This is a genomic window from Streptomyces sp. NBC_01618, from assembly GCF_045209435.1.
Lineage (GTDB): Bacteria > Actinomycetota > Actinomycetes > Streptomycetales > Streptomycetaceae > Streptomyces.
The window spans coordinates 6,631,119-6,646,689 of sequence record NZ_CP109297.1 but is presented as its reverse complement, the minus strand read 5'-3'; the positions used below and the strand labels follow the sequence as shown (position 1 = coordinate 6,646,689).

Sequence of the window (15,571 nt, the reverse complement as noted above, 5' to 3'; positions counted from 1 at the left end):
AGATCGCTTCGCGCGCCAGTGCGCCAGGTCAGATGAGCGGCCGTATCCAGTGAGGCAGACAGGAATCGTAGGTGTGCGCCGACCGCCCCCGCGCGCTTTGAAATCTGTGAGTCTCACAGCCCATTTCCCCTGGTAGGCGCGCTGCCCTGTGAGGTGCGATAGCTGTGAGAGCAGCCGTCGGCCAGGGCCTGCGGCTGCTGCATGGTGCTGCTGCTGATCGTGGTGGTGGCTGGGATGGTGGTTCGTGGTGCAGCGCAGCATTTGCAGACCCGGGCGGGACAAGGGTGCTGCTGCTCCGCAAGATGACCGCGCCGCAGCCCCCTACCTGATCGGCCTCCGCGACACGGCCGCATTGCTGACCGGATTCGCCCTCGCCGCCTGCACCTCCGAGGCACGGCTCCTCGGCTGGGCCGACGTCATCGAGGTCGAGCGGGGCCTCGAATTCCAGCTCTGGCGGCCGAAGGTCAACAAGGACGACGCGCACGGCGTACCGTACGGCACGTTCCCCGGCATCTGCCCCGTGCGGGCCCTTCGCGCGTGGCGGCAGTGCCTCATCGACCACGGCTGCCAGCCACCGGCCCGATCTTCATCCACATCGACCGCCACGACAACATCGGCCACCGGATGTTCCGCAACGGCGAGGAAATCGGCGACGCGTCCGGCCGCATGACCGGCGAGGGCATCGCGGAGATCGTCACCCGCGCCGTCGCCCGCGCTGGCCTCACTGCAAGGCCGAACGATCTGTTGGCTCCCGACCTGCCCGCCCGCTGGACCGGCCACTCCCTACGCCGAGGATTCGCCACCGCCGCCCGCGAGAAGGGCGCCGACACGATCGCAACGTGTCGCGAAGGCGGATGTGTCGACGGCTCAAAGGCCGTCGCCGACTATTTCGACCAGGCCGGCATCTGAGGAGACCAACCCCCGCTACGGCATCGGCCTGTAGTCGACATCGGCTGCCAACAGAGGGCTGTCAGCCGCAGGACCGCGTGGGTGGTGCGGTCAGCCGAGGAAGGACAGCCGGACTTGGCGTTCGGGGCTTTCCCGGTTGGAGTTCACCAGTACAACGGACTGCGAGGCCTCCAGCTCCAGCTCACCATTGACTACGGGCAGCGTGGCGTGTGGTGGTACCAGTGCCGGGAGCACGTGGTCACTGCCGTGGCCTGGACGACCGTGGCGGGCTCGCCAACGGTCGTCCGCGGGAAGAATTTCGCGGAGGGCTGCCAACAGGTCATTGTCACTGCCCGCGCCGGTCTCGATGATGGCCAGGCCGGATGTCGCGTCGGGGGTGAAAACGTTCAGCAGTCCGTTTCGCCCATGAGCGACCTCCCGGAGGAACGCGGAGCATGCGTTCGTCAGGTCGTGCATGGTCTCAGTGGCGCCGGTTGCAATGTTGATGGTGCGGGTGGTGAAGGTGCCGGTCATGCGTCAGGCCAGCCCGTGGACCACGAGCCGGCTCTGCTCCCCGTCAAAGAGCCATGTGCCGCCTGGCCCGTGCAAATGCTGCGCCGCACCTCCGCGACACCAGCCTGCTGCGGCACCTTGGCACCCACGATCAGGTTCTAGTTGCAGTTAACGTCCCCTACCCACAGGGAGCTGATGTTGTCGTTTCGGTTGTACTGGGAGGTATTTCCCTTCCAGTTCCCTACTGGCCACTTGTCCCCCCAGCTGAAATAATCTGTGTACGTGCAGACCAACCTGCCAGTCCTGTTCCATACCGAGGAGACTTGGTTGTCCAGGTTGAAGTCGCCCAGGTCATTGGTGCCACTCCGGAAGTACGCCGCTTTGCCAAGTCCGTTGTCGTGCTCATAGACGCAGAACTCGCCGACCTCGCAGTTTCGCCACGGTGTCTCGGCGGCGGGTGCCGCTGCTGCCGCTGGTGGGGTGAGCGCTGCGGACATTGCCAAGCCCGCTGCAGCGGTGAGGGTGAGGAGGGAGCGTCGCATTGACATTAAAAAATCCGCCTTTAGTCGGGAACATGTAGCTTCCTTCCGGCCACTAGAGCAGCTGGATGCCGGGAACCATATGCGAAAACAAGCCTTTGTTGCGGGCTGATGCGTCTCCCTGGGGGCCGCCGGTCGAGCACGGCTTCACCCACCTCAAGAACTGGCGGACCTTGACCAAACTCCGCACCGACCCCGCCCGCGCCACCCACCTTCTGCGCGCCCTGCTCGTTCGGATGAAACTCGAAGTCAGCCGCTGACGGAGGATCTTCTTCGCGGAGTTCCGCCCGCGACCAGCACGAGTACCCTGCGATCCGATCACACCAGCCCTTTGACCTGCGACTTCAAGTTGACGGAGTCTCACTGAGTGGAGACCACTCGATTCGGTGGCGCCCACTCGACGGCGGGCATCGGGTGGGCTCGATGCGGTGTTCCGGGTGTGTCCGGTGCGGTGCGTTTCCCCTTGACACGGGCCTGTGTCAAGGGGAAACGCGGCAGGGTGCGCGGGGGTGGATGCACGGCATCGTCACCGGCGATGCCGTGCATCGTCACCACGATGCTGTGCACTCCGGGGCGATGTCGTGCATCCATCCGGAGAGTGCACGACATCGTCGGGAGCATCGGGTGGACCGCACCGGGTGCATTCAGCGGCCGGCTTCTGGCCCGCGGTGTCGGTCCGGCTGCTGGGGGCGGTGCGCGCGCTGGTCGTCCTCGCGCGCCGGGCGCGGTGGGGTGGTGTCCTCCAGGTCGGCGTACCGGCTCATCGTTTCGCGGGCGCGGTCGGCCGACTTGTTGAAGGCGTCCTGGAGATGACGCAGTCGTTCGTCGGTGAGATCGAGGGCTTCTACGTCCGTGCGGGATGTCTTCAAGGCCCGCAGTGCCGTCATGTCGATCGCCTCCCGTGGTCCGGCGTCCGGCTCCTGGTCGCCGTCCTCGGGGTCGGCGGCCGCGGGCGCGAGCAGCTGCTCGGGCATCGCCGCCTGCTGGTGCCGGGCGACGTCGTACGCCCGGCCCCGCATGGCGGCGGCGGTGGTGGTGCGCAGCTTCTCCCGCACCACCGCACCGGCGAGGACCGCCCGCTCGTACTGCAGCGGGATGCGGGGTATCTCCCACTCCCCCGCGTCCGGGCCCGGGGGCCGGGGCGCAGCCGGCTCGCCGGGATCGGCCGGGGGCTGCCGGTCCGGGTCGGGTGCGGGAGTGGGTGGGCGGCGGCGGGCGGGGAGGTCGGACAGGGCCCACCGGGCGGTGTAGAGGCGGTAGCCGGCTTCCAGGCCGCGTGCGGTCGTCGGCTCGCTGATGTCCAGGCAGTGGGTGGAGATGGCGGCGGCCACGATCTGGTCGTCCAGGCCGGGATCGCGGCGGCGGCCGCGCAGGACGAGGGCGAGGTGGCGCCGGGCTTCGGCGAGCAGGTGCCTGCGGTGGAAGCGGCCGCCGTCGTTCATCACGAACACGGTCGCGGCGACGTCGACGGCCGCCAGGGCGACGTCGACCACGGCGGCGACCCGGGCCCGGATCGCGGCAGCCGCGGCACGGGCGTACTCGAGGAGGGAGGTGATGATGTCGGCGGCCACCCCGGAGGTGAGGATCGCGCTCGTCTTCCACCAGACGCGCAGCTGCGCGAGCGGCCGGGTCTTCTGCTTGGGCGGTCGGGTCTTGCGGGCGGCGATCTGGTTCAGCTTGGCGCGGGCGGTCTCGGAGACCACAGGCAGGTATTTCAGGGTGCCGTCGTCTTTGACGGCGGTGACGTACTCGTGCTCCAGGTCCTCCATGCAGGCGGCGATCTGGTCGCTGCGCCGGGAGGTCCAGCGGATCAGCTCGTGCGGTACCCCGGCGATCTCCATCACCGGCCGGCGCCCCGGGGTGACGGTGCGCGGCTCGGTCGCCAGCCCCAGCTCCTCGCAGACCTCAGCGGCCACGGTCTCGTTGTAGAGCGCGGAGGCGGCCACGGTGTTCTCGTGCAGGGCCAGGGTGTGGATCGAGCCCCACTTCCCGTCCAGGCGCTGCCCCTTCACGGACAGCAGCAGATGGTCATGGAGCAGCGGCATCCCGGAGCGTGCCTCGTAGTGGCGGAAGCGCGCGGCGACCAGGCCGCCGGGCGGCCGGTCACGGTGGATGCCGTCCTTGCCGTACCGGATCACCGCCACCTCGTCCTCGATCCACTCCAGCACCCGCTCGATCGCGCGCTCGTGCGCGGCCTCGATCACCCGCCGGGTCTCCTCATCGCCCAGCGCCCACAACAGGTAGATCGTCGGCTGCGGCCGGAAGACGAAGTCGACGCCGGTGACCGTCACCCTGCGTCCGAGGGCGCCGGCCTTCCACGCCTTCTTCGGGGACTCGCCTTTGGCCAGCCGGTCGGCCTCGATCCGGTCCGCGTACGGGTGCCGGCCCCGCTCGCCGAACAGGTTCCGCAGCTGCGCCTCGGTGACCTCCTCCCCCGCCGTCAGTCCGAGCACGGCCAGGCCGCGGCCCATCCATCGCCCGGCCGGGACACCGGCCTCCTCCTGGGCCTCGCGCAGCGGCATGCGCGCCCGGCGGCGGCCGTCGCCGACGACGACCTGGCGCAGGTAGTAGCGGTACATCTGACCGGCTCGGACGATCCTGATATCCACTGTCATGGAGACCACGCCACACGGCTCTGACCTGCAAGAAAAGGCAGATCAGCGGTACGTCCCGCCAGGCGGGAGCAGCGGCCGAACTTTCTTCTCAGGTGCCCGTCACGCGGGAAGCGGCCCCGGGCCGGAAGCGAATGTCATCACTCTCCGGCAGCTGGTTGGTCGGCATCACGTCTGCCCCGCGCGGTGATCGACTGGTCGATTCCGTCCATCGTGCGCAGGAACGCAGCGTTCAGATCGACGTCGTACCGGTGCGCAAGGATCAGCACGGACCACAGGCAGTCCGCGAGTTCGTGCTCAAGAGCGGCACGGCCACCCGGCATGTCACGGGCTCCTTCCTGTGCCATGACGATCTTTGCCAGATCGCCGACGTCCCCGACGAAGCCGAGCATGAACTCCTCACGTGTCCACGTCCGGCCGCGTTCTCTCAGGTTCAGCTCGTCGTAGAGGTCATGGATGTGCAGGGCGCGGTGCTGGAGTTCGTTGAGGTCCATGCCCCAGTCTTTCCTTGTCCCCCCGTTGCAACCTTTGCCCCGATCGCGCTGTCCAGGGATTGCGGTGGTCCGGGTCGGGGAGCGGTCCGTGATTGCGCAGGGTCGAGGCGCGCACCGAGAAAGGGTCGCGTGGGCCTGGTCGGCCGCGTCTGTGAAGGCGTCCTGGAGTGGCGCAGCCGCTCGGTGGTGAGCTCCAGGGACTCCACATCGGTGCGGAAATCCCTGGGGCGCAGCCTGCCGGGGAGCCCTCGGCTCACTCGTGCGGGTGCGACCCACACCGCCAGCGAACCGAACACGCCCCGGCCACGTCGGGCAGTACATGAAACAGATCGACGAACAGCACGTCAGCAGGCCCGGCCTGGTCGTCCTGGACATCACCACATCCGATGAGGCGACCGCCCGGGCAGTGATGGCCGACCTGGAGCAACGGTGGGCAACCTCCGGCATCACGCCTGTACGGCGCGAGCCCGGACACCGGGGGTGAAGGCCCGCGTTTTCGCGGACATCGGAAACCCCTGCTCCCAGGGTGAGACAACGGCCGCAGAGCCGATCGAGTGGGTCTGACACGAGAAGGCGGCGTGCCCCCACATCCACCTAATCGAACAGACGTACCATTCGTGTGTGCCGACGTACGAATTCCCCAAGGACCTGCGCGAAGCCCAGCTCGCCCTCCATCAGACCCGTGCCGCCTACGAGCAGTACGCCACTACCCTGCCGTGGTCGGCAGTGCCAATGCCCGGCTGGGAAGGCGAGAAGCAACTGCACTCCGGGTACCAGTCCCGCAAGGACGACTCCCCCGGGTACACGGAGGAACAGGCCGCTGAGGTCGCCCGCTTCCAAAGGTTGCTTCTGGAGCTCAGCATCACCGTGTCCACGCACCCTTTCTGGGATTCCGTGGACGGCGGCAGCCGTGTCGACGCCCGTATGGCGCTGAAGCACGTCCACGAGCAGCCCGAGGACGAGGCGGCGTAGCCCGTGTCCGACCCGTCGCAGATATCCCGCCTGGACAAGCTCCGGGTCACCCGGGAGTACCTGGCGTATCAGGTGCAGCGGATGGATCAGGCGATCCGGGACCTGGAGGCTGCTGAGAGTCAGGAGCGGCGCCGTGCGGAGCTGGCACGCGCCGACCAGGGGTGGAAGATCCAGCCCAAGCGGGGCGAGGCGCCCCCGGTGCTGCACCGTGGTGGCTGCGCCGTATTCGGGGCCAAAGACGGGCATCGGCTCAATCGCACGGAGGCGCGGCTTGCGGTGACGCATGAGACGTACATCGTGAAGTGCGAGATCTGCAGTCCGGAGACGGGACTGTTGCCGTAGGCCCGGGCGGTCATGTGATGTCGTCCGGGGCGAGGTCGGGGCGCAGGCGGTGCCAGGAGGGGTGGCGCAGTCGGCCTGCCCGGGTCCGGGCCGCGTAGCGGACTTCGCCGACCAGGCGGGGCAGCACCCACCGTGCGCCGGCCACCCCGGGTGCCTCGTCGAACGGGCACTCGTCAATCGCGGCCATGTGGAGCAGGGTTGCGAGGGTGGTGCGCTCCGTGTCGCTCCACCCGGTGCCGACGCTGCCCACATACCGCAAGGCGCCCTCGTGCCGTTCCCCCAGCAGAAGGGCGCCGGGGAGACCGGCGAGCCGGCCGCGGCCGGGCACCCACCCGCCGACGATCACGTCGGCGGTACGGACGTGACGGATCTTGATCCACGCGCGCGAGCGGACACCCGGTTCGTACCGGGAGGTGAGCCGCTTGGCGAGCACGCCCTCAAGTCCTGCGGTCCGGGTCAGCTCCAGGGCCTGAGCTCCGTGCCCGACGACCGCTGCCGGCGTCGACCAATGGGCCCCGTTCAGGTCCAGGTCCTCCAGGAGGGTGCGGCGCTGGGTGTACGGCAGCCGGACCAGGCTGTGGTCCAGGAACACGGCGTCGAACAGGATCAGGTGGGCTGGCACGACCTGGGCCATGCGGGCAGCCTTCGTCGGAGATCCGGCCAGCCCCATCCGGGACTGCAACCGCTCGAAGTCACTGCGCCCCTCGCTATCGAGAGCGACGATCTCACCGTCCAGGACTGCGGGCCGGCCGAGCACGGAGCCAAGTGGGTCGAATTCCGGGTAGGCGGCGGTGATGTCCGCGCCGGACCGGGCCCGCAGAACCGTAGTCCCGTCGCCCGGCAGGTAGACCATGGCGCGCTGACCGTCCTGCTTCACCTCGAACGCCCACCGGTCTTCGACGGCCGCGGGCGGCAGGCTGCCGGGGGTGGCGAGCATGGGAGCAATCCGCGGCAACGTGACCATGATGGCGCGCCCTTGTCCGGTCAGGACGCGCTGCGCTTCTTCGCAGCCGGTTTCCTGGCCGTACTCTTCTTCGCGGCCGCCGTCGTCTTCTTCGCCGTCGTCTTCTTGGCCGGGACGGTCTTCTCCTTCGCCGATGTCTTCTTGCTGGGCCGCATCTCGTGCACGGTCGCGTCCTCGCCGTGCTCGCCGCGCGCTTCCTTGGCCGCCTTGACCGAGGCGTTCAGAGCGGCCATCAGGTCCATGACCTTCCCGGATTCCCGCTCCTCGCCCTGGGCCGGCTCCCGGAGCTCCTTGCCCTCCGACTTCGCCTCGATCAGCTCTTCCAGGGCGTCGCGGTACTGGTCCCGGAAGCCGCTGGCGTCGTCCATGGCCATCGTGTCGGTGAGCTGGACGGCCCGTTCGATCTCGTCGTCGTCCAGATCGATGGTCCTGGGGGCGAGGGATTGGGGGCTGCGGATCTCGTCCGGCCACCGCAAGCTGTGCAGCACGATCGCACCCTCACGCACGCGAAGGAGTCCGAGGCGCTCGCGGCCATGCCAGGCAAATTTCGCGACGGCGACCTTGTCAGAGCGCTCCAGCGCCTTGCGGAGCAGGGTGTAGGGCTTGGCAGCGACCTGACCGTCGACCGCGAGGTAGTAGCTGTCGCCAATCCGGATCGGGTCAATGCTGTCGGCCGAGATGAACGCGGCGATCTCGATCGCCTTGGCCGTCGGCAGCGGCATCTCGTCCAGCTCTTCATCAGAGATCGGGACCATTTGGTCCTTGGTGAGCTCGTAGCCCTTGCCGATCTCCTCCTGCGGCACGACCTCGTCATCGAGCTCGCAGACCTTGCGGGTGCGGACCCTGCCCATGTCCTTCAGGTGGACCTGATGGAAGCGGACCGACCGGTCCTCGGTCGCACTAATGATCTTGACGGGGATTGTGACCAGGCCAAAGCTGATCGCACCGGTCCACAAGGGCCGCGGCATACCTACCTCCAGGCCCCCCTAGCGGTGTGAGCCGGGAAGCGGACCGGAGCGCCAGGGAAGGGGTGCCAACCCCGTACGTACGAGGGGTCGGGGCGCGGCCGGGCCACCGCCCGTACCCCGATCCTCACGCCAGGGCCCCGGCGACGCATGTGGATCACGGGCAGGTCTGCCGGGGGGGGTGGAGCTATGTGGTGCTGTCCGAGGTGCGGGACCAACCCAATGCTGCAGTCGCTCCCTTGGAAGAGCGAGTCTCACTAGGCTGATCTCGGTACTGACAGCGAGAGGTGGGGACCATGTCCGTTGAGCCGTGCCATGCCGGCGCCGCACGCGAGGCGTACTACTGGGCCGAGGTCGCAGGATCCCTCAAAAAGGCCAGCCGACGCAACTGATCCAGCACCACTCTGTCGCACAGCCCAGAGAGCCGGACGGGCTTGATGGAAGATCAGTGCCGGTAGCGTGACCGCATGAAGGACTTCTTCGCACAGGTAGAGACCCGGATGCACACCTGGCCACCCTTCCGGAAAGATCTCCACTGGCTCGTGATCCCTGGGGAGGACGTCGCCCGGAAGTACTTGTACGAGCCCTACCGCACGCTCGTTGAGCAGCCCGGCGTGTGTCCGGTGCGCCCGGAGTGGATGCACGTCACTGTTCTGCACGCCGGACCGCAGGACAGCGCGACCGGTGCCGAGATCGACCAGCTGATAGCCGAGGTCGCCAAGCGCGCTGTCGACATCGCGCCGTACACCCTGACGCTGTCACCAGCGACGGCGTCCGGGCGGGTGCGGGGGCGGCCGACCGGGCCGCGGACCTTGATGCCGGCCAGGACGGCGGTGAACTGGGGGCTGTCGGCGGACTGTCCCGGGGTGAGGACGAAGGACAGCGGGCGGCAGCGCCGGTCGGCGGAGAGGTGAACCTTTCCGGTCAGGCCGCCGCGCGAGCGTCCCAGCAGGGCCGCTTTCAGCCGGGCCCGTTGCCGTCGGCGCACTCGCCGACGCTCTTCACGTTCCGGGCTGACAGGTTCGGCGCCCGCCCCCGTCTGCCCTTTTCCTCCCTTGCGCGTGCCCCCTTTTCCTCCTCGGCCGCCTTCTCCAGCGCGGTGAGGACCTCGGCGTCCACGACCATGCCGGCGGCGTCGTGGTGGGCCCGGGCTACGGTGGAGTCCACGCTGACCAGGCTGAGGTCGACCTGTCCGCGCGCGGCGGCCTCGGCGATCACGCCGTCCATCAGGGCTTCAAAGACGCCCAGGTCACGCCACTGCAGGAACCGGTGGTAGACCGTCGTCCAGGCGCCGTGGTCGTCGGGCATGTCCCGCCATGGGCTGCCGGTGCAAGAGGTTCCGCTGTGCTGCGACGTGACGGTCGCCAGCTGCTCGTCGGCGGTCGTAGTGGGCTCTGGCGCCTGGCGACCTGGTGAGAGAGACGAAGGCCCAGACGTAGCCGACGGCAGCCAGTCGCTGGTTCTTGACCTTCCGACTCATGACCTTGCAGCTCTTGCCGCTGGCTCTGGTGACCGGGGCACTTCCCGCGTAGGCCTTCAAGGAACCGGCGCTGGCAAATCGAGCCCGGTCATCGCCGATCTCCGCCAGGACCCGGGCGCCGGTCAGTGCGGCGAGACCCGGAAAGCTGCGGATCACGGGTGCGTCCGGATGCTCTTCGAAGGCTTGCGTGACGGCTTCTTCGAGCTGGCTGGCGTTGTCGCAGGCGGTGTTCAGCTGCCTGAGCAGAGCAGACGTCTGATGCCCGAGAGCCGCCTCGACCTGCGGGAGCTGGTGGAGGTAGTCGCGTTTGAAGACCTCGTGGAGCCTTTCGGCTTCGGTCTGGATGCCGCGGACCCGGCCTGCCTGCCTGAGCAGTGACTGCAGGCGCCGCCGTGTCAGTTTCGCGGCAATGGTGGGGGTCGGTGCTGCAGCCAGAATGCTGCGGGCTTCCCTCGAGCACAGGCCGTGTTTGTGCTGGGCGAAGGCGTCGAGGATTGCTGGGTAGAACCCTCTCAGCTGGGAGCGAAGCTTGTTGTGGGCCTGGCCGCGGGCCCAGACGGCGTCTTGTTGGGCCCGGGCGAGCACGGCGATGGCTTGAACGAGTTCGGAGTCCGCCGGCAGCGATCTGTGGGCGGCCATGTCGGTCCGCAGGATGTTGGCCAGGGCCGCGGCGTCGACGGCGTCCGACTTCTTGCGGGCGACAGAGTAGCGGTCGCGGTAGCGGGCAACGGCCAGCGGGTTGATCGCGAAGACCGGCCGGCCGGTGGCTCGCAGGCACGCGACAAGCAGTCCGCGTGACGTCTCGATCGCCACCGGGATCGGAGCGTCCTCGCTATCGCCGTGCTCAGCCAACAGGGCCATGAGCTGGGCAAACCCTGCAGCATCGTCGCTGATCCGCATCTTGGCGAGTTGCTTTCCGCCCGCATCGACCAGTGCAATGTCGTGGTGGTCTTCGGCCCAGTCCACGCCACAGAAGACTGGCGTCGGTAACTCGGTGATCTCCATATGCTTCTCCTTCGGCGTGACTCTTTTCCCAGGCCAGAGCCTGTGCAGGGTGCGCGTGCTCCCTAATGGAAGTGCTCAAGGCACGTCATCCCACCAGCCGTTCGCAACCCCAGCGAGTCGTACGGCCCTCGGTCCGCGTCAGAGCTGAAAGCTCAAGGCAGAGCTGAGAGGTGATCCGCACAACCGGCTCGGACTACGGACAGCAAACCTCCCGGTGGGCGCAGATGGACCGGCCCGCAGCAACAGGACCACTTCGAGGCCCAAACAGACAGAACCGCACCTGGTTCCGAGCACTCATGCCCTGACTGCTGGGCGCGAGCCAACCTCGTCTTGTCAACAGGGCTCTCAGGCCCGGGCGTATTCAAAGGCTCGGCTCGCGCCCCCAGAACGGCAGCTACCGCCGACGTTCGCTTCCCATTAGGCATATTCCTCCCGCGCCAACCGCGCCCACCTGCGCAAACGCAACATCAAGGCCGTCATCCCGGAGAAGAAGGACCAGGCCGCGAACCGCAAGAAGAAGGGCCGCCGGGGCGGACGACCCGTCAGCCACGACGCCGATCTTTACAAGGAGCGCAACAGCGTGGAGCGTTGCATCAACAAGATCAAGGACTGGCGCGGCCTCGCCACCCGCTTCGACAAAACCTCCGCCAGCTACCTCGCAGGGCTCCACCTACGCGGCTCCCTCATCTGGATCCGCAGCCTCCGCCCCACCGAGTGATCTCAACCCGGAACAGGCCCTAAAACCCCATGTGCGAAGTCACCGGCTAGTCCGGCAGGGCATCCGCCGCTGCCTCGCCGATCTGCCCGAGCCGGTGCTGGAACAGCGGCTCCGTATGCTCGGCCTGGTCCTGGTGCACACCGCGGCCGACCACGAGCGAAGAGGCGACACCTCCCCCGGCGAGGACCCTCCAGCCTGGGCGGTGCCCTTCGTCGACGCCGTCGAAGGGATGCTCACCGCACCCGTCTCCGCCGCTGCCGCCGCCGGCAGCCGCTAACCGGCCCGCAGCTTCGCGCGCCCGGGGGCTCCCCCCGCCGGCCGCGACGGCACCTTCTACCAACCCAGAACCCCACGCCCCGCTTGACGAAGGACATAGGTGCGCCGTGAAGCGTGCGCTGTTCGAGTGGTGGTGACAGACGCCACCGCCGTCCTGTCGCAGCAGGTCGGTTGAAGCTGAGGGCAGCCCGACCCGGGAGGTGCCGGGGAGGGTGGCAAGCGGCCCTGACAAAGCCGGGGCGTATCAGCACTGCCAGATGGTGCGGATCCGGCAAGCGAGACGGAAAGGAGTACGCGAGGAACCGGCGCTGACGCCTCCTTACTCGTCACCAACTCGAACCTGGCGGATATGGGCCGGATGCGGTGCGTCCCCGCCCCCTCGGGGGTCGGGGAACTTCCCGGACGGTTGCTATGTGTCGTCCGGGGAGGCTACGACGAAGTGCTGCGGGGTAGTCGTGGCGATGCCGCGGAGGTATAGCCGGGCTCCTCCTCCGTCGATCGAACAGCGTGTGAACACGGGAACCGTTCTGGTTCTGACCTGCGGCAACGTATCCAACGAGGCAGCAGGCTGGGCCCACCGTCGGCCGAACGGGCCGGGACGGGCGGAGCGGATCACACCTCCCTGGCGTCGGTGGCGTGTTCTCTTTGCATGGTCGGGATGAGGGCCTCCGGGCGGAGGATGTTGGCAACTTGCTCTTCGGTGAGCAGGCCTTGCTCCACGACCAGAGCGGGGATGCTGCGCCCGGTGGTGAGCGCCGCGGCTGCTACCTCGGACGCGGCGGCGTAGCCGATGTGGGGGTTGAGGGCGGTCACGACTCCGATGGACTGTTCGACGACACGGAGCAGGTGCGCCTCGTTGGCTGTGATCCCGGTGATGCAGCGGTTGGTCAGAGTGTGGCAGGCGCTGTTCAGGTGGGTGATCGACTCGAACAGTGCATGCGTGATGATCGGCTCGAAGGCGTTGAGCTGCAACTGTCCGCCCTCAGCGGCCATGCTGATGGCTACGTCGTTGCCGACGACCTCGAAGGCGACCTGGTTGACGACCTCGGGGATCACCGGATTGACTTTGCCGGGCATGATGCTCGACCCGGCCTGCACCGCCGGGAGATTGATTTCTGAGAGGCCGGTGCGGGGGCCCGAGGACAACAGGCGCAGGTCGTTGCAGATCTTCGACAGCTTCACCGCGGTGCGCTTGAGCACCCCGGAGAGTTGCACGAACGCCCCGACGTCCTGCGTGGCTTCCACGAGATCGGGCGCGGTGATGACCGGTACACCGGAAATCTCTCGCAAGCGCCGACAAGCGAGCCCGGCGTAGTGGGGGTGGGCATTGATCCCGGTGCCGATCGCTGTGCCGCCAAGGTTGATCTCGCTGATCAACTCTCCGGCTTCGAGTAGGCGTTCGGCGTCTTCGGCGACCATCACACTGTAGGCGCCGAACTCCTGTCCAAGGGTCATCGGAACGGCGTCCTGCAGCTGGGTGCGGCCCATCTTCAGCACGTTGGCGAACTCGACGGCTTTGGTGTTGAAAGCCTCGGACAGCTCGGTCAACGTGCCGTGCAGGCGACGGATGGCGAACTGCAGGGCGATCTTGACGGCGGTCGGGTAGACGTCGTTGGTGGACTGGCTCATGTTGACGTGTTCGAGCGGGTGCATCACCGCATAGTCCCCACGGTCGCGGTGGAGGTGCTCCAGCGCGCGGTTGGCAATGACCTCGTTGGCGTTCATGTTCGTCGAGGTGCCGGCGCCGCCTTGGATGACGTCGACGACGAAGTGCTCGTGGAGAGAGCCTGCCCGGATGTCCTCGCAGGCGGCGGCGATCGCGTCGGCCTTGTCGGTGTCGAGCAGGCCGAGTTCCGCGTTGCTGAGGGCTGCGGCCTGCTTCACGCACGCCAGCGCGACGACCAGATCGGGGTAGGTGCTGATCGGGATTCCGGTGATCGGGAAGTTCTCGGTGGCGCGCAGGGTGTGGACGCCGAAGTATGCCCGGTCGTCGATGGACCGGTCGCCGAGCAGGTCGTGCTCGAGCCGAATCCCGCCGGGAGGGGAACCGGCTTCCGCGATGCCGGTGGTCGCGTGGGCGGTGCTGGCGGTCATGATGGTTCGCTTTCTCGATGTCGGTCGCGGTGGATGGCGGTCTGCGGCGGAATGCCGCCGAGCCGGTCCAGGCGGCCCAAGGGTGTCGTCTATGTCGAACGACCTCATTGGGCCGCCCGGACCGGTGATAGCAGGTCGTGGGCCTCGTGCTGTGGCCGTTTTCTGGGCGGGCGGAGCCGGCGAACACCACCGGCTTCCGGCTGGGGACTGCGAGTTCGACCGATACGCCATCTCTTCGATGACGTCGCGCCGGTGTTGGCCACCATGGCATCGACGTCGTCCTTGGCGAGCTCTTCGTCGGCCATCGGGACCAAGGTGATGGAGCTCTGCATGTTTGGTCCGCGACGATGCGCCGAGAGTGCCGGAGCCCCGGATGGCGACGTCTGCGGCGTCAGCGATTTCGGGTTCGAGTCGGCGGTGGCTGTCCTTGATGGGGCCTGCGTCGTCGGCACAGTTCTGCCGCAGGCTCCAGCCCTTGGCAGCGGACACGATGGTGACGTCGGGGCCGGTCGTCCGCCGGCGCTGCGGCGGCAGGCATGGCCTGTTCGCTCACAGAGTGCGTCAGGGAACCCCTTCGGCACCGGGTTGTCCGCACAGGCCGGATGCTCGACGAGCTCGGAGAGGGGGGCGTTCTTTTCCACCGGGTTGTCGGCTGGCCGCGCCGGGGAGCGCGGCCGGACCCGTGGACTGGCGAAGGTTCAGCTGGTGTGCGCCGGCTCGGCCGCCGGAAGTCGGCCGTTCCTGCGCAGGTACGGCTCGCTGTCGGCCACCCTCGCCATGAATTCCACGCCCAGTTGGGCTCCGAGCAGGGAGGTGTTGTTGGACCGGACGTCGATCATCGGGTTGATCTCGACGATGTCGAATCCGACGACATCGGCGTGCCGGGCGATGCCGAACAGCGTCTGCTTCATCTCTTCGTAGCCGAATCCGTCGGGCTCGGCAGAGGCGCATCCTGGGACAAGTGGCATGTCGAGGACGTCGATGTCCATGCTGACGTAGACCGAGGCGCCCGCGGGTATCTTGTCCAGGAGACGCTCCAGTCCGTGCCGGCGGTACTGCTTCATGGTGATGACGTCGTTGCCGTGGCGCCGGGCGTCGGCCAGGTCGTCCTGGCTCATCCGCATGCTGCGCATGCCGACCTGCACCATCTGTTCGACCTGGTTGAGGGAGGACATCTTCCGGACCGGACTGCCGTTGCCGTACTGGGCGCCGTGAACGAACGGCCTGAAGTCGAGGTGAGCGTCGAAGTGCAGCAGGATGACGGGCTGTTCGTAGGCGCGGACGACGCCGTAGGAGATGGCGTGGTCGCCGCCGTAGACGACCGGCAGCGCGCCGGCGTCAAGGATCTTGCGGACCGAGCGGGTGACGTTGTTCATCGTCTGCTCGGGGTTGGTGTAGACGATGTCGACGTCGCCGCAGTCGACGATGCGGTTGTTCTTGGTCTCATGCACCAGGTACCGGCGGTCCTCATCGAGGTCGTAGTAGCCGCCGTGGCGCTGGGTGGGGCCGTACTCGGCGTACCGGACGGACATCTCGCGAATCTGGCGCGGTGCCATTCGGGCACCGGGGTACCACGGCGAGCCCTCGTCGCTGGGCACGCCCAGGATGGCGATGTCGGCATCGAGTTCGTCGAGGTTGCCCACGATCGGCGCTCGCATGAAGGACGGGATGCCGGTGAACGGGAGGTTGAGCTTGGCTTCGGACATGGT

At 67.8% G+C, this 15,571-nt stretch carries 17 protein-coding genes and 1 pseudogene; 8 read left to right on the top strand and 10 right to left on the bottom strand.

The window, feature by feature from the left end:
* The first annotated feature begins 537 nt into the window (after window positions 1-537).
* Window positions 538-909, top strand: a complete 372-nt coding sequence (locus OH735_RS30860; protein WP_406384969.1) for a hypothetical protein — start codon at window positions 538-540, stop codon at window positions 907-909.
* Between the two features lie 90 nt (window positions 910-999).
* Here OH735_RS30860 and OH735_RS30855 read toward each other — a convergent pair whose 3' ends face one another.
* Both OH735_RS30855 and OH735_RS30850 read right to left on the bottom strand, forming a co-directional pair.
* Complete coding sequence (locus OH735_RS30855; RefSeq protein WP_406384968.1) at window positions 1,000-1,422, bottom strand: YjbQ family protein; 423 nt, start codon at window positions 1,420-1,422, stop codon at window positions 1,000-1,002.
* Between the two features lie 137 nt (window positions 1,423-1,559).
* On the bottom strand, window positions 1,560-1,898 hold the full coding sequence (locus OH735_RS30850) for a peptidase inhibitor family I36 protein (RefSeq protein WP_406384967.1): 339 nt from the start codon (window positions 1,896-1,898) through the stop codon (window positions 1,560-1,562).
* Window positions 1,899-2,008: 110 nt separating this feature from the next.
* Between OH735_RS30850 and OH735_RS30845 the strand changes: the two genes are divergently transcribed.
* The gene (locus OH735_RS30845; protein ID WP_406384966.1) at window positions 2,009-2,200 is read left to right on the top strand and encodes a hypothetical protein; all 192 of its coding nucleotides are present in this window, start codon (window positions 2,009-2,011) and stop codon (window positions 2,198-2,200) included.
* Between the two features lie 384 nt (window positions 2,201-2,584).
* Here OH735_RS30845 and mobF read toward each other — a convergent pair whose 3' ends face one another.
* Both mobF and OH735_RS30835 read right to left on the bottom strand, forming a co-directional pair.
* The gene (gene mobF / locus OH735_RS30840) at window positions 2,585-4,555 is read right to left on the bottom strand and encodes a MobF family relaxase (RefSeq protein ID WP_406384965.1); all 1,971 of its coding nucleotides are present in this window, start codon (window positions 4,553-4,555) and stop codon (window positions 2,585-2,587) included.
* A gap of 137 nt (window positions 4,556-4,692) precedes the next feature.
* Entirely contained in the window at window positions 4,693-5,046 is a 354-nt protein-coding gene (locus OH735_RS30835) for a nucleotide pyrophosphohydrolase (protein WP_406384964.1), read from the bottom strand.
* A 319-nt stretch (window positions 5,047-5,365) separates the two neighbouring features.
* Between OH735_RS30835 and OH735_RS30830 the strand changes: the two genes are divergently transcribed.
* The 3 genes from OH735_RS30830 to OH735_RS30820 all read left to right on the top strand — a co-directional run bounded on the left by OH735_RS30830 (window position 5,366) and on the right by OH735_RS30820 (window position 6,360).
* Window positions 5,366-5,530, top strand: coding sequence for a DUF6207 family protein (locus OH735_RS30830; protein WP_406384963.1), 165 nt, complete (start codon window positions 5,366-5,368; stop codon window positions 5,528-5,530).
* A gap of 137 nt (window positions 5,531-5,667) precedes the next feature.
* Window positions 5,668-6,018, top strand: coding sequence for a hypothetical protein (locus OH735_RS30825; protein ID WP_406384961.1), 351 nt, complete (start codon window positions 5,668-5,670; stop codon window positions 6,016-6,018).
* Window positions 6,019-6,021: 3 nt separating this feature from the next.
* The gene (locus OH735_RS30820) at window positions 6,022-6,360 is read left to right on the top strand and encodes a DUF6233 domain-containing protein (protein ID WP_406384960.1); all 339 of its coding nucleotides are present in this window, start codon (window positions 6,022-6,024) and stop codon (window positions 6,358-6,360) included.
* Window positions 6,361-6,370: 10 nt separating this feature from the next.
* On the opposite strand, the gene OH735_RS30815 is transcribed toward OH735_RS30820, so the two are convergent.
* Together OH735_RS30815 and OH735_RS30810 are read right to left on the bottom strand one after the other, a co-directional pair.
* Window positions 6,371-7,324: an ATP-dependent DNA ligase gene (locus tag OH735_RS30815; RefSeq protein ID WP_406384959.1), complete on the bottom strand. Its 954-nt coding sequence runs from the start codon at window positions 7,322-7,324 to the stop codon at window positions 6,371-6,373.
* A gap of 20 nt (window positions 7,325-7,344) precedes the next feature.
* Complete coding sequence (locus tag OH735_RS30810) at window positions 7,345-8,292, bottom strand: Ku protein (RefSeq protein ID WP_406384958.1); 948 nt, start codon at window positions 8,290-8,292, stop codon at window positions 7,345-7,347.
* Window positions 8,293-8,756: 464 nt separating this feature from the next.
* Here OH735_RS30810 and OH735_RS30805 point away from each other — a divergent pair, with 464 nt between their 5' ends.
* Window positions 8,757-9,203 (top strand): hypothetical protein, encoded by a 447-nt coding sequence (locus OH735_RS30805; protein WP_406384957.1) that lies wholly within the window; start codon window positions 8,757-8,759, stop codon window positions 9,201-9,203.
* Between the two features lie 46 nt (window positions 9,204-9,249).
* Here the strand turns inward: OH735_RS30805 and OH735_RS30800 are convergent, their stop codons facing one another.
* Window positions 9,250-9,597, bottom strand: coding sequence for a hypothetical protein (locus OH735_RS30800; RefSeq protein ID WP_406384956.1), 348 nt, complete (start codon window positions 9,595-9,597; stop codon window positions 9,250-9,252).
* Window positions 9,539-10,768 carry an IS110 family transposase gene (locus tag OH735_RS30795; RefSeq protein WP_406386818.1) on the bottom strand — a complete coding sequence of 410 codons (1,230 nt, stop codon included), beginning with the start codon at window positions 10,766-10,768 and terminating at the stop codon, window positions 9,539-9,541. Before OH735_RS30795 ends, OH735_RS30800 begins: the two co-directional genes overlap by 59 nt.
* A gap of 427 nt (window positions 10,769-11,195) precedes the next feature.
* Here OH735_RS30795 and OH735_RS30790 point away from each other — a divergent pair.
* Together OH735_RS30790 and OH735_RS30785 are read left to right on the top strand one after the other, a co-directional pair.
* Window positions 11,196-11,492 (top strand): annotated as a pseudogene (locus OH735_RS30790) (transposase); the annotation flags it as partial.
* A 31-nt stretch (window positions 11,493-11,523) separates the two neighbouring features.
* Window positions 11,524-11,769 (top strand): hypothetical protein, encoded by a 246-nt coding sequence (locus OH735_RS30785; protein WP_406384955.1) that lies wholly within the window; start codon window positions 11,524-11,526, stop codon window positions 11,767-11,769.
* Window positions 11,770-12,380: 611 nt separating this feature from the next.
* On the opposite strand, the gene OH735_RS30780 is transcribed toward OH735_RS30785, so the two are convergent.
* The gene (locus OH735_RS30780; protein ID WP_406386817.1) at window positions 12,381-13,862 is read right to left on the bottom strand and encodes an aspartate ammonia-lyase; all 1,482 of its coding nucleotides are present in this window, start codon (window positions 13,860-13,862) and stop codon (window positions 12,381-12,383) included.
* 698 nt (window positions 13,863-14,560) lie between these two features.
* A complete protein-coding gene (locus OH735_RS30775; protein ID WP_406384953.1) occupies window positions 14,561-15,568 on the bottom strand; it encodes an arginase family protein in 1,008 nt (335 codons plus the stop codon).
* Window positions 15,569-15,571 lie beyond the last annotated feature (3 nt).

Coding starts and splice junctions, on each gene's coding strand:
- OH735_RS30815 (WP_406384959.1), bottom strand. CDS start 7,324: ATGGTCACGTTGCCGCGGATTGCTCCCATGCTCGCCACCCCCGGCAGC.
- OH735_RS30780 (WP_406386817.1), bottom strand. CDS start 13,862: ATGACCGCCAGCACCGCCCACGCGACCACCGGCATCGCGGAAGCCGGT.
- OH735_RS30845 (WP_406384966.1), top strand. CDS start 2,009: ATGCCGGGAACCATATGCGAAAACAAGCCTTTGTTGCGGGCTGATGCG.
- OH735_RS30850 (WP_406384967.1), bottom strand. CDS start 1,898: ATGTCCGCAGCGCTCACCCCACCAGCGGCAGCAGCGGCACCCGCCGCC.
- OH735_RS30835 (WP_406384964.1), bottom strand. CDS start 5,046: ATGGACCTCAACGAACTCCAGCACCGCGCCCTGCACATCCATGACCTC.
- OH735_RS30830 (WP_406384963.1), top strand. CDS start 5,366: ATGAAACAGATCGACGAACAGCACGTCAGCAGGCCCGGCCTGGTCGTC.
- OH735_RS30810 (WP_406384958.1), bottom strand. CDS start 8,292: ATGCCGCGGCCCTTGTGGACCGGTGCGATCAGCTTTGGCCTGGTCACA.
- OH735_RS30805 (WP_406384957.1), top strand. CDS start 8,757: ATGAAGGACTTCTTCGCACAGGTAGAGACCCGGATGCACACCTGGCCA.
- mobF (WP_406384965.1), bottom strand. CDS start 4,555: ATGACAGTGGATATCAGGATCGTCCGAGCCGGTCAGATGTACCGCTAC.
- OH735_RS30800 (WP_406384956.1), bottom strand. CDS start 9,597: ATGCCCGACGACCACGGCGCCTGGACGACGGTCTACCACCGGTTCCTG.
- OH735_RS30855 (WP_406384968.1), bottom strand. CDS start 1,422: ATGACCGGCACCTTCACCACCCGCACCATCAACATTGCAACCGGCGCC.
- OH735_RS30775 (WP_406384953.1), bottom strand. CDS start 15,568: ATGTCCGAAGCCAAGCTCAACCTCCCGTTCACCGGCATCCCGTCCTTC.